General features: G+C 65.9%; 9 protein-coding genes and 1 pseudogene. 6 read left to right on the plus strand and 4 right to left on the minus strand.

Annotation, left to right across the window (positions count from 1 at the left end; genetic code table 11):
• Positions 1–4: 4 nt before the first annotated feature.
• Positions 5–1,714 carry a GGDEF domain-containing protein gene (locus tag CA260_RS08190; RefSeq protein ID WP_172461748.1) on the minus strand — a complete coding sequence of 570 codons (1,710 nt, stop codon included), beginning with the start codon at positions 1,712–1,714 and terminating at the stop codon, positions 5–7.
• A 282-nt stretch (positions 1,715–1,996) separates the two neighbouring features.
• Between CA260_RS08190 and CA260_RS08195 the strand changes: the two genes are divergently transcribed.
• Positions 1,997–3,241, plus strand: a complete 1,245-nt coding sequence (locus CA260_RS08195) for an MFS transporter (RefSeq protein WP_111982252.1) — start codon at positions 1,997–1,999, stop codon at positions 3,239–3,241.
• 259 nt (positions 3,242–3,500) lie between these two features.
• Here the strand turns inward: CA260_RS08195 and CA260_RS08200 are convergent, their stop codons facing one another.
• Positions 3,501–4,781 carry an ectonucleotide pyrophosphatase/phosphodiesterase gene (locus CA260_RS08200; RefSeq protein WP_111982253.1) on the minus strand — a complete coding sequence of 427 codons (1,281 nt, stop codon included), beginning with the start codon at positions 4,779–4,781 and terminating at the stop codon, positions 3,501–3,503.
• Positions 4,782–5,033: 252 nt separating this feature from the next.
• On the opposite strand from CA260_RS08200, the gene CA260_RS21435 reads away from it, so the two are divergent.
• The gene (locus CA260_RS21435; protein WP_272946562.1) at positions 5,034–5,165 is read left to right on the plus strand and encodes a hypothetical protein; all 132 of its coding nucleotides are present in this window, start codon (positions 5,034–5,036) and stop codon (positions 5,163–5,165) included.
• Positions 5,166–5,202: 37 nt separating this feature from the next.
• Here the strand turns inward: CA260_RS21435 and CA260_RS08205 are convergent, their stop codons facing one another.
• Together CA260_RS08205 and CA260_RS08210 are read right to left on the minus strand one after the other, a co-directional pair.
• Entirely contained in the window at positions 5,203–5,724 is a 522-nt protein-coding gene (locus CA260_RS08205; RefSeq protein WP_111982254.1) for a methylated-DNA--[protein]-cysteine S-methyltransferase, read from the minus strand.
• A gap of 4 nt (positions 5,725–5,728) precedes the next feature.
• Entirely contained in the window at positions 5,729–7,219 is a 1,491-nt protein-coding gene (locus tag CA260_RS08210) for a DNA-3-methyladenine glycosylase 2 family protein (RefSeq protein WP_111982255.1), read from the minus strand.
• Positions 7,220–7,493: 274 nt separating this feature from the next.
• Here CA260_RS08210 and hutU point away from each other — a divergent pair.
• The 4 genes and pseudogenes from hutU to CA260_RS08230 all read left to right on the plus strand — a co-directional run bounded on the left by hutU (position 7,494) and on the right by CA260_RS08230 (position 12,222).
• Positions 7,494–9,163, plus strand: a pseudogene (gene hutU / locus CA260_RS08215) (urocanate hydratase).
• A 581-nt stretch (positions 9,164–9,744) separates the two neighbouring features.
• A complete protein-coding gene (gene bla / locus CA260_RS08220) occupies positions 9,745–10,767 on the plus strand; it encodes a class A beta-lactamase (protein WP_111982256.1) in 1,023 nt (340 codons plus the stop codon).
• A 58-nt stretch (positions 10,768–10,825) separates the two neighbouring features.
• Positions 10,826–11,215, plus strand: a complete 390-nt coding sequence (locus tag CA260_RS08225) for an MAPEG family protein (RefSeq protein ID WP_111982257.1) — start codon at positions 10,826–10,828, stop codon at positions 11,213–11,215.
• 233 nt (positions 11,216–11,448) lie between these two features.
• Positions 11,449–12,222, plus strand: coding sequence for a TenA family transcriptional regulator (locus tag CA260_RS08230; RefSeq protein ID WP_111982258.1), 774 nt, complete (start codon positions 11,449–11,451; stop codon positions 12,220–12,222).
• Positions 12,223–12,271: the final 49 nt, after the last annotated feature.

Genomic DNA, 12,271 nt, shown 5'->3' on the forward strand with positions numbered 1-12,271 from the left:
TCGGTCAGTGACCGGTAGCGGCGAAAGGCGAGTGAGCGACGATGCGGTTGCGTCCGTCGAGCTTCGCGCGATAGAGCGCGGCGTCGGCGCGCGCGATCAGTTCATCGGCCGTGTCCGTCTGGTCGCCCAGGATGGCGACGCCCATGCTGATCGTGGTCTGCAACGTGGTGCCGCGCGAATGCACCTGCAGGGTTTCGATGCGATGGCGGATGCGCTCGCCGATGTGCATGGCGTTGTCGTGGCTGGCGCCCGGCAGGCAGGCCACGAATTCCTCGCCGCCGTAGCGGCCCAGCCAATCCGTGGGCCGAAGCTCGTCGGCGATCGCTTCGGCGACGGCGCGCAGGCAGGCATCGCCAACCTGGTGGCCGTAGCGGTCGTTCACCGACTTGAAGTGATCCATGTCCAGGAACAGCAGCGCCAGTGGCTCGTTGTGCAGCCGTGCGTCCGCAATGGCGGCGTGCAGGCGCCGGACCAGGGCGCGCCGGTTGAGCACGCCGGTAAGGGCGTCGTGGTCGGCAAGATGATGCGCCATGTCGCGTTCGCGACGCGCGCGCAGCGAGAGATCGGCCAGGCCGATGGTGACCACCACGCAGGAGAACGCCATCGTGAACGGGTAGCCGTATTCCAGCCACGGCGGCAGGTCCAGCTTCAACAGGATCTGCAGCACACGCAGCAGCGTGAGCATCACCTGCGGCATCCAGGCGATCAGGAAGAAGCGCGCCTGTCGCCCATGACGCAGAGCGGCAAGAATCACCGCGCCCAGCGACCAGATCGACGTGACCATGAACCACAGGTTGAACGAGTTGACGAGCGTGTTCGTGCGCACCGCGAACGGCATCCAGATCAACAGCGCGGCAGGCAGGAATGGCCAACGCATCCAACCCATGATCTTCGCGGCCTTCGGCGTGATTTCGCGCAGGTCGCAGAATTCCAGGATGAAGGACATCGACAGTGGCGCGCTCAGCGTGGCGAACAACCATGGCGCGCGCGTGCCCAGCGGCACGAGAAGGCTGCCGCCGGGCAGTTCATAGATCTCGCCGCTCATCAGCATCTGGTACACCAGCTGGAACGTGGCGTAACCGATGAAGTAGGACAGCACGCGATCGCGCAACACCAGCCACAGGCACATCGCGGCCAGGATCATGGTGAACTGCACGCTGGCGAACAGCGTGGTCAGGCGCACATGGGCGAGGTCTTCGGCCTGGTAGTGCGCCATGTCCGTGAGCGTGGGCTTGATCTGCCGAGTGAAGCTGTCCGAGGCGATCTCCACATAGATGGGCTGCCCCGCGCGCAGGTCCTGTGGCAGCTGGACGGCCAAATGGTGGCGCGAGAATCGATGGATGCCTTCAGTCTGCGCAAACCACAGGCCTTCGGGCTGGTAACCGGGCGGCGCGTAGACGGTGATGCGGATATAGGTGGCGCCGGTGAAGCTCAGCACCGGAGGGCTGGCGGCATTCCAGTCGCGATCGGTGGCAAGGCGATACCAGCGGCGGGTGTCGGCGGCGTTGGGCGTGTAAGGCGAGTTGCCGGGTACGAAGGACGCATCCAGTGCACCGTACACGACCTGCTCGGCGGACAGCGTCGGCGCCGTGGCCGGCAGCGAAGCGATCCGCAGCTTCGGCGCACCCGACGGGGCAGGGGCAGCATGCAGCACCAGCGCGCAGAGCGCCGCGAACAGGCAAGCGACGAACACCGCAACGGGCTTGCGATACACGGATTCCCCCATTTTCCGGCCCCCCACGTGCCGGCGCCCGAGCCCCGTTTTTTGTCGTGGGACTCTCCTTGGGCACTATGTATCACGTTCGCCGGCGGCCGGGTCGATTTTCATCCGGGCCCGCCCGCGAAGAAAACGTTTTCCAAACAGCCGTTTGAGCCCTTCCTCGATCCGGGCGACGCCACGCCCTATGCTTGGCGCCTCCCGATGCGGTCAAGGTACGAGTGGATGGGCAGGCAAGATGAGGCGGACCCGATGTCTCCCCCGGGGCATCGACCCGGCATGGTGGAGCCCGATTCCTCCGGCTACATCCGCCACGGCACTGCCGCCTTCCGCCGCACCAACCTGGCCCTGTTCGCCGCTGGCGTGGCCACCTTCGGCCTGCTTTATTGCACGCAGCCCTTGATGCCCGAGTTCAGCAAGGACTACGGGGTGAGCGCCGCCACGTCGGCCCTGTCGCTGTCCCTCACGACCGGCGTGCTCGCCTTCGCCATGCTGTTTGCCGGTGGCGTATCCGACGCGGTCGGCCGCAAGTCGGTGATGACGGCATCGCTGTTGTCGTCCGCCGTGCTGGTGCTGCTGACGGCGCTGGTGCCGGACTGGAACACGCTGCTGGTCCTGCGCGCGCTGCTTGGCCTGACCCTGAGCGGCCTGCCCGCGGTCGCGATGACGTATCTCAGCGAGGAAATGCATCCCGAGTCGATCGGCTTGGGCATGGGCCTGTACATCAGCGGCAACGCGATCGGCGGCATGGGCGGTCGCCTGGTGGCAGGCGTGCTGGCCGACTTCGTGGGCTGGCGCTGGGGCGTCGCCACGGTCGGCCTGATCGGCCTGGTCTCCGGCCTGGTCTTCTGGCGCAGCCTGCCGCCCTCGCGGCACCACGTGCGTCACCCGCTGCAACTGCGCACGCTGGTCGGGCGCTTCGCGCTCGCGTTCCGCGATGCCGGCCTGCCATGGCTGTTTGCCGAAGGCTTCCTGCTGCTCGGCGCGTTCGTCACCGTCTACAACTACATCGGCTACCGCTTGCTCGCGCCGCCGTATGACTTGGGCCAGGCCGTGGTGGGTGCGATCTTCAGCGTCTATCTGATCGGTACCTTCAGTTCGGCCTGGATGGGGCACCTTGCCGGCAAGCTGGGGCGTCGCAAGGTGCTGTGGACGGCGTTCGCGCTGATGCTGCTCGGCGTGGGGCTCACCGTGTCGAGGCCGTTGCCGCTGGTCGTGCTGGGCATCGTGGCGGTGACGTTCGGATTCTTCGGCGGTCATTCCATCGCGAGCAGCTGGGTGGGGCGTCGCGCCGGCGACGCCAAGGCGCAGGCGTCGTCGATGTACCTGTTTGCCTATTACATGGGATCGAGCCTCGCCGGCGCGGGCGGCGGCGTGTTCTACGCGTCGTACGGATGGAACGGCGTGGCGGCGTTCGTCGCGATTCTCGTACTGGCTGGCCTGCTGGTTGCCTGGAGGCTCTACTACCTGCCGCCGTTGCCTGGTCCGCCGTCACCGGGGACCGAGCCGCCGATTCCGCAGTGAGTCGCGGCATATGGCGTCGCTTGTGGGAGCGCACCTTGTGCGCGACCACAGTGTCGTGGTGTCAGCGCTTCGTAGGCTTTTCGCGCACTGGGTGCGCTCCTACAGAAGAAGATCTGCGTAGAGATGTCCGCACGGGATCGTCTCCAGCGAGAGAACTTGTGGGAGCGCACCTTGTGCGCGACCGCGGAGTCGCCGGGTCGCAGCTTCGCAGGTCTGTCGCGCACTGGGTGCGCTCCCACAGTTCGGAAGGCGCGTTTCTTTACTGCGCCTCGGGTTTGAGCATGTCCTTCACCGCGTTGTAGTCGCCATCGTTCGCGACAGGCGGCAGGCCGAGCAGATGGGTCATCAGCGGATAGACGTCCACGTTCGGAAACGAGGGCACGCTGGCGCCTTCGCGGAACGCCGGCCCGTGCGCGACGAACAGTGCCTGCATCTGCGGTGCTTCGTTGTCGTAGCCATGTTCGCCGAGGCTGAACGTGTTCTTGCGCTTTTTCGCGATATCGCTGGTGGTGATGCGCCAGCCGACGTCGGCCAGGCACAGCATCTGCGGCACGCGCGGGTTGCTGCCGTAGGCCAGGCGCGCCGGTACGCGCGACTTGTCCCAGCAGGTCATGTGCCTCTGCGGCTTTTCAAGCTGGGCTTCGATCTTGGAAAAATCGTGGCCCGGCGTGGGATTGAGGCCGACCAGCACGCCCAGGCTCACCACATCCACGCGGGTCAGCGGGATCACCTTGTCCAGCATCACGCTGTTCTTCGCCGGCACGGTGGCCATGCCGTGGTCGGCGAGCACGATGAGGTTGATGCGATCGAGCAGCTTGCGCTGCTTCAGTCCCTGTACCAGTCGCGCCATGGCTGCGTCGGTGCTGCGCAGTGCATCGTCGACCTGCGGCGTGTCCGGCCCGAACGTGTGGCCGGCATGGTCCACTTCGTCGAAGTACAGGGTGAGGAAGGTGGGCCGCTCGCCGGCGGGCATGTCCAGCCATGCCAGCACCTGGTCAACGCGCTGGTCGGGCGAAACGTTGCCGTCGTACGTCTTCCAGTAATCCGGGTGCCTGCCGTGGATATCCGCTTCCGATCCTGGCCAGAACATCGTCGCGCTCTTGAGGCCGTGCTGGCCCGCGGTTTCCCACAGCGGCGTGCCTTCGTTCCACCAGCGGCCATCGCCCACGGCGTTGCGGTTGCCCAGCGAGAAGCGGCCGAGTGCGGGATCGAACATGGTGTTGTTGACGATGCCATGGTGATCCGGGCGCAGACCGGTGACGATCGTGTAGTGGTTCGGGAACGTCAGCGAAGGAAACGATGGCTGCATGCTGGCGGCATGCACGCCCGTCTTCGCCAGTTCCGACAAGGTGGGGCTGAGTCCGCGCTCGATGTAGTCGGCGCGATAGCCGTCGATGGAAATCAACAGCAGCGGCAAGGGAGCGGGCTTCGCCTTGGTGGCCTGGCTCGTGGCGGCGGCGGTGGGTGGCGTGTGTTGAGTGGCGCAACCGGCGCTGATCGCTACCAACGAGCAGAGCAACAGGCGAAACAGGATTTTCATACGCGGGTCCGTACTATGAAAACAAAGCCCCTATCATTACCCAGCCGTATGACCATTACACGTCTTTTCTCCTGCATCGCATTGCTCTCGACGCTCGGCGCATGCGTGTGGACGAGTGACGCGCATGCGCAGCAACAGCCCGCTGCATCGTCATCCGTTGTCGCGACACAGAAAGGGGACCCCATCACGTCGTCGCATGCTGCAGCGCATGAGCACGCGACGCCGTCATCGAAGAAGGCGTCCACCTCTAGCGTGAAAGCGACCGTCGCGGTGAACACCACCGCCGAAGCCGCCAAGCCGCAAGGCCATTACCAGGCGAGCCAGCGCGGCTACATGGATTCGTATCGCAACGCCGTCACGCCACCCGTCGACAGCGGGCGCTGATCAATCCGTGCGCACGGCACCGCGCAACGGCAGCGCCTCAGACCATGCGTAGCTGCGCACCAAACAGATCGCCGCGAGCGATGCGGTCTTCCATCGACAACAGATAGCGCTTGGTCGGCAGGCCGCCGCCGAAGCCGGTGAGGCTGCCGTTTGCGCCGATCACGCGATGGCAGGGCAGCACGATAGGCAGCGGATTGCGCCCGTTCGCGGCGCCCACCGCGCGCATGGCGGCCGGTTGCCCGATGCGCCGTGCCAGTTCGCCGTAGCTGATGGTGGTGCCATATGGAATGCGCGCCAGCTCCCACCACACCTGTTTCTGGAACGGCGTGCCATGCGGGCACAACGGCAGCTCGAACTGTTGCCGCGTGCCGGCGAAATATTCTCCCAGTTGCTTTCTGGCGTAGGCAAGCGGTTCGCTCGCGCGCTGCCAGCCTGCGTGGGGTTTCTTCGGATGGCGTTCACGCTCGAACCAGATCTCGCGCAGTCCATGCACATCGCCGACCAGGCGCAGCACGCCCACGGGCGTGGTCATTTCGTCGTACCAGATGACCTCGGACATCAGTTCACCTTTTCGTCGCTGCCTTCGCGGCGTCACTGGCGCTGCGCCACAGATGCATCACCGAATACGCGCGCCATGGACGCCAGGCCTCGGCGAGCGACGATAACGCCTTGGTGCTCAAGGTCGAGCCGTCGCCCGTTGCGGCGCGCCGGAGAATCAGGTCGGCCGCGGGAAACGCATCGGGGTGGCTCAATGCACGCATCGCCATGTAATGTGCCGTCCACTCGCCGATGCCCGGCAACGCGACCCAGCGTTCGACGAACTCGTCCAGCGGCTGTTCGCTGCGGAAATCGATGCGTCCATCCAGCAACGCCTGCGCGACGCCGCGCACGGTCGCGGATCGTGCGGTGGTCAGGCCGATCTCGCGCAGGTCCACGTCGACAAGTGCCTCGGGCCCGGGAAACAGGCGCTCCAGCCCCGGTACGCCGGTGACGACCGGCGTGCCATAACGCTGCACAATGCGCGACGCCAGCGTACGCGCCGCAGCGACGCTGACCTGTTGGCCGAGGATCGCGCGCACGGCGATCTCGAAACCGTCCCATCCGCCGGGCAGGCGCAGGCCGGGGCGCTTGCGCCACAGCGGTTTCAGCACGGCGCTTTGCCTGAGCGCGTCGCCGATCGACTGCGGATTCGCGTCCAGGTCGAACATGCGCCGCAGCTTCGTCACGATGGCGAGCATGCGCGCCGGTTGCGGGCAATGCAGTTCCAGGCGCAGCGCGTGGTCGTCGCCCGGCCACGCGCTCAGGCGCAGCCAGCCCGGCGACTCCGCAGGGCCGAACACGCGCGAATAGCTGTGTTCGTCGACGAGCTCGACGCCCGGCAGCGAACGGCCGCGCAGGAACGCGAGCATCGCCTCGAAATCGTACGGCGGTCGATAGCCGAGGCGCAGCGCGATCGCGTCACCGCGCACCGCGGCGGGATGGCGCCGCAGATCGCGCGGGGCGATGCGATTGGCCTGCTGGAACGCGGCATGGAAGCGCCGCAGGCTGCGAAAACCCGACGCGAGCGCCACTTCCGTCACCGGCATCGCCGTTTCGGTCAGCAGTTGCTTCGCGAACAGCAGGCGCCGCGTGGTGTGCACGCTGATCGGCGGTGCACCGAGGCGGTCCACGAACAGCCGCCGCAGCTGTCGTGCACCCAAGCCCACGCGCTCGGCCATCGCTTCCATCGACGATTCGTCGAGTGCGCCTTCTTCCATCAGTTTCAGCGTCCGTGCGATGACGTGGTCGCCGCGCTGCCATGCATCGTTACCCGGTGCGAGTTCCGGCCGGCAGCGCAGGCAAGGACGAAAGCCCGCCGCTTCGGCCGCCGCTGCGCTACCGTAGTAGCGCACGTTCTGCGACTTCGGCGACGGAGCGGGGCACACCGGTCGGCAATAAATGCGCGTGCTGGTGACGGCGGTGAAGAACAAGCCATCGAAGCGCGCATCGCGGCTCAGCCGGGCCTGCTCGCAGGTCCGGATATCGAGAAGGTCGTGGTCGCGGGTATCAGCCATGGACGCAGGCTAGCACTCCTCCGTCGCACGGACTCGCCGTTTTCGGACATCAATGCCCGGCCGCCTCCTGAACTGTTTGAATGGAGGTTCTCCCATCAGGATGCTGACGGCTGAGCCCGGATCCCCGTTGCCACCTTGTCACGCCGGAACCGCCGTTCAATCAGCCAGATGGCGGGGCACTTTCGTCCCGCGGCGCCGTGGTTTGCCGCACTGCGGTTTGCGGCTGTCGCCATGGCTCGCCACAATCGGGTTTTCTCCGGCTGTGATGCTTCCCATGAACGCTCCGACCCGTATCGACACCACCCGTACCATTCGCGCGCCGCGTGGCGCCGAGCTGAGCTGCAAGAGCTGGCTCACGGAGGCGCCATTCCGCATGCTGCAGAACAACCTGGATCCGGAAGTGGCGGAAAATCCGGCCGAACTCGTGGTGTACGGCGGCATCGGCCGTGCCGCGCGCAACTGGGAATGCTTCGATCCGATCCTCGCGTCGCTGAAGGATCTCGACGAAAACGAAACGCTGCTGATCCAGTCGGGCAAGCCGGTCGGCGTGTTTCCCACGCATGCGGATGCGCCGCGCGTGCTGCTCGCCAACTCGAACCTGGTGCCGGCATGGGCGAACTGGGAGCACTTCAACGAGCTCGATCGCAAGGGCCTGATGATGTACGGCCAGATGACGGCCGGCAGCTGGATCTACATCGGCTCGCAGGGCATCGTGCAGGGCACGTACGAGACGTTCGTGGAAATGGGTCGCCAGCATTACGGTGGCAACCTCAAGGGCAAGTGGATCCTCACCGCCGGCCTTGGCGGCATGGGCGGCGCGCAGCCGCTGGCGGCGACGCTCGCGGGCGCCTGCTCGCTGAACATCGAATGCCAGCAGAAGAGCATCGACTTCCGCCTGAAGACGCGCTACGTCGACGAGCAGGCCACCGATCTCGATGACGCGCTGGCGCGCATCGCGAAGTACACCGCCGCGGGTGAAGCGAAGTCGATCGCGCTGCTCGGCAATGCGGCCGATGTGTTGCCGGAACTCGTGCGCCGCGGCGTGCGCCCGGATGCGGTGACTGACCAGACCAGCGCGCACGATCCAGTCAACGGTTACCTGCCGCAAGGCTGGACCGTGGAGCAGTGGTTCGAGCGTCGCAAGAGCGATCCGGCCGGTACGGCGAAGGCCGCGAAGCAGTCGATGAAGACGCACGTGGAAGCGATGCTCGCGTTCCACGCGCAGGGCATTCCCACGTTCGACTACGGCAACAACATCCGCCAGATGGCGAAGGACGAAGGCCTCGCGAATGCGTTCGCGTTCCCGGGCTTCGTGCCGGCTTTCGTGCGTCCGCTGTTCTGCCGCGGCGTCGGTCCGTTCCGCTGGGTGGCGCTCTCGGGCGATCCGGAAGACATCTACAAGACCGACCAGAAGGTGAAGGAACTGATTCCCGACGATCCGCACCTGCACAACTGGCTCGACATGGCGCGGGAGCGCATCGCTTCCAGGGCCTGCCGGCGCGCATCTGCTGGGTGGGCCTGGGGCTGCGCCACAAGCTCGGCCTCGCGTTCAACGAGATGGTGCGCAAGGGCGAGCTGAAGGCGCCGATCGTGATCGGCCGCGATCACCTCGACACCGGTTCGGTCGCGAGCCCGAACCGCGAAACGGAATCGATGAAGGACGGCTCGGACGCCGTGAGCGACTGGCCGCTGCTCAACGCCCTGCTGAACACGGCCGGCGGCGCGACGTGGGTGTCGCTGCATCACGGCGGCGGCGTGGGCATGGGTTATTCGCAGCACTCGGGCGTGGTGATCGTGTGCGACGGTAGCGAAGCGGCCGACAAGCGCATCGCGCGCGTGCTGTGGAACGACCCGGGTACGGGCGTGATGCGTCATGCCGATGCGGGCTACGAGATCGCCATCGAGTGCGCGAGAAAGCAGGGCCTGAAGTTGCCGATGCTCTGACCTCGTGATTTTGTAGGAGCGCACCCTGTGCGCGACAGCCTTTCGCATCGGTCTGCATGTTCGTCGTCCCAGCGTAGGCCGGGACCCTGGGCCTCGGTTTCCGGTTGCAGCGATACCGCTTGATGGTTCGCCTGCTGCGGACTCCCGAGCCGCCACGGCTCAGGTTACTTTCACTTGCTTGCCCAAGAGAAAGTAACCACCGGTAAAGGTGGCAATGCCAAAGAGAAAGGCATCCCGTGTGGCGTTGCCTGGACTACGCCCAGCCAGTCCGCGTCCTGTCTCGGGCGCTCCTGCGGGGCCTGATCGAGGGTAGTGCGTAGGCTTGGGCCGCTAAGTGGCGCATCGCATCGCCGAGCTAAAGGCCCGTGTTTGCCATTTGCAGGAGCGCACCCAGTGCGCGACCGCAGCGTGGCGATGTACTTCATCCTGCCTCGTCGCGACAACCGCAGACTGGGGCAAGATGCCAGTCCGCGATCGCGCACTGGGTGCGCTCCTACAGCAGACCGGCTCACGCGTGCCCCGGTTTCGCCACGCTGCCATGCAAGATTCCTACAGTCCTTTCTTCGATCAGGATGGATCCCATGAGACGTTTTCCCCTTTGCCTTTGCTTGTGCCTCATGGCTGTCGCCGTGGCAGGCCAGTGGCCGCAGACGGTGATGGCTGCCGAGCGTGAAGTTGCCGCTTCCAGTGAAACCAGTCGACTCCAGCAGGCACTGGATGTGGCGGTGCAGCGGGCAAGGCCCGGCACGCTCGGTGTGGCGGTGCTCGATATGGGCAGCGGTGCGCGCGCAGGCGTGCATACGGACGAAGCCTTTCCCATGATGAGCGTGTTCAAGGCGCCGGTTGCGGCGGCGGTGCTTGCCCAGGTCGAAGAAGGGTCGCTGTCGCTCGAGCAGGAGGTGACGCTGGCGCGTACTGACCTGCGTGACGGCTCCGCCGTGCCTTCGATTGGCGCGCAACTGGCCGCGGGCAAGACAAGCTTCACCATCGGGCGTCTGCTGCGGGGCGCGGTATCGGAAAGCGACAACACGGCGGTGGACGCCTTGTTGCGCGTGTTGGGCGGGCCGCAGAAAGTGACGGCGTTCCTGCAGGCGCATGGCCTCAAGGGCATGCGGGTGGATCTGGGCGAAGGCGGCGTCAACGAAGTCTTCAACGACGTGCGGCCCGGGCAGCCGATTCCGTCGGACGAAAGCGAACAGGCCTTCGACCAGCGTCGCGAGCGAGGCTATCGGGCGTTCCTCGCCGATCCACGCAATCGCAGCACGCCGGCGGCTGCGGTCGAGTTCCTGCGCAAGCTGCAGGGCGGCGAACTGTTGTCGCCGGCATCGACGCAGCGCCTGCAGCACCTGATGGCCGAGCAGACCCTTCCCAATCGCCTGCGCGCCGGTGTCCCGCAGGGCGTGCGTTTCGCCGGCAAGAGCGGCACGTCGGGTACGCAGCGGGGACGCATAGCGGCGTACAACGACATCGGTATCCTGACCTGGCCGGACGGGCAGGCCGTGATCGTGGCCGCCTTCCTGAGCGACTCGGCCATGCCTGCGCCTCAGCGCGACGCGCTGTTTGCCGACCTGGCTCGCGCGGTGGCCCGGGCCGCACGACCGTAGCTGGTGCCACCGCCAGCCCAGGCGCATCATGCCCGCACATCCAACGGGGAGGTGCGACATGCCGGTCGAACTGCAGGTGTTGGCTTGGTCGATAGTGTTGGGGTTGGTGTATGTGGTGGTGGCGACCACCTTGTCCACGCTGCAACGCGGATTGGGCTGGAACGCAAGCAACCGGGATGGTGACGTGGTGCCGCTGAGCGGCGCCGCGGCACGGGCGGATCGCGCCACCCGGAACTTTCTCGAGACCTTTGGCTTCTTCGTGGCCGCCGTACTCGCCGTAGTGCTGGCGCAACGCGGCAATGCCCATACCGTGCTGGGCGTGCAGCTGTATTTCTGGGCGCGCGTGGTTTACCTGCCGGTGTACGCGATCGGCATCCCTTACCTCCGTACGCTGGTGTGGGCTGCCTCGGTCGTGGGCATCGTGCTGGTGCTCGGCGCTTTGTTCTGACGAGAACCGACTCCGCCGCCCGGCACGCGCCGGGCGGTTTTTTGTGCCTTGATCGGCGCTCGTGCTCTTTGCAGTTTAATAATAAAATCAACAAATTATACACAATTGTTGAGATAAAAGATCAAGCGGGTGTCGCACGCGAAACCAGGGGTGACCACTATGCAGTTTCCTGGCGCTTCCGCCGGGGCCGTCGGCTGGGGCTGACGGTTTCTTTTCGATCCTAGGAGAACTGCATGAACACTCATTTCGAACGCACCGGACCGCTGGGCGACCTGTCGAGCTACCCCCAATGGGCACAGGATCTGGTCGCGGCCTGCGAACCCGCCCGCCGGCGCGTCCGCGACCACGCGATGTGGGACCTCATGGGCGAGGGACGCATCGACGCCGTCACCATGCGCAACTTCATGGTTGGCACGTGGTCGCTGATCGAGCGCTTTCCATCGTTCATGGCGCTGAACCTGCTGAAGACGCAGTACGGGCGCAGTGCCGGCGACAACATGGCGCGCCGCTGGCTGGTGCGCAACATCCGCGTGGAACAGAACCATGCCGAGTACTGGCTGGACTGGGCCGACGGTTCGGGCGTGCCTCGCGCAGAGGTGCTCGATGGTCGTCCGCCGCGCGGCACGCAGGCGGCGACCGAGTGGTGCCTCGAGGTATGCGGGCAGGACAGCCTGGCCGCCGGCATGCTGGCGACCAACTACGCCATCGAGGGCGTGACCGGCGAGTGGTCGCAGAAGGTCTACGACAGCGTGGCGTATGCCGAGAGCCTGCCGTCGGCAGGACGCAAGGCCACCCTGCGCTGGCTTCAGTTGCACGCCGCCTATGACGATACCCATCCTTGGGAGGCGCTGGAGATCGTCTGCACCTTGATGGGCAGCCGTCCGGCGCCGGAAGCCGTTGAGCACTTGCGCGAATGCGTCGAGCGCAGTTATCTCAGCCTGCACTACGGGCTGGAGCGCTGCCTGTTGCAGCCGCAAATGAAGGAAGTCGAGGAGCAGGCTGCATGACGCGAGCCGCCTCGTCGTCGACACCGTGATGAGGCGAGATGTAGCTTAA

Origin of the sequence: Dyella jiangningensis (genome assembly GCF_003264855.1) — a bacterium.
Lineage (GTDB): Bacteria > Pseudomonadota > Gammaproteobacteria > Xanthomonadales > Rhodanobacteraceae > Dyella > Dyella jiangningensis_C.

Bases quoted from the DNA above. Each gene is read 5' to 3' on its own strand.
- CA260_RS08195 (WP_111982252.1), top strand. From the start codon at position 1,997: ATGGTGGAGCCCGATTCCTCCGGCTACATCCGCCACGGCACTGCCGCC.
- CA260_RS08200 (WP_111982253.1), bottom strand. From the start codon at position 4,781: ATGAAAATCCTGTTTCGCCTGTTGCTCTGCTCGTTGGTAGCGATCAGC.
- CA260_RS08205 (WP_111982254.1), bottom strand. From the start codon at position 5,724: ATGTCCGAGGTCATCTGGTACGACGAAATGACCACGCCCGTGGGCGTG.
- CA260_RS08210 (WP_111982255.1), bottom strand. From the start codon at position 7,219: ATGGCTGATACCCGCGACCACGACCTTCTCGATATCCGGACCTGCGAG.
- bla (WP_111982256.1), top strand. From the start codon at position 9,745: ATGAGACGTTTTCCCCTTTGCCTTTGCTTGTGCCTCATGGCTGTCGCC.
- CA260_RS08225 (WP_111982257.1), top strand. From the start codon at position 10,826: ATGCCGGTCGAACTGCAGGTGTTGGCTTGGTCGATAGTGTTGGGGTTG.
- CA260_RS08230 (WP_111982258.1), top strand. From the start codon at position 11,449: ATGAACACTCATTTCGAACGCACCGGACCGCTGGGCGACCTGTCGAGC.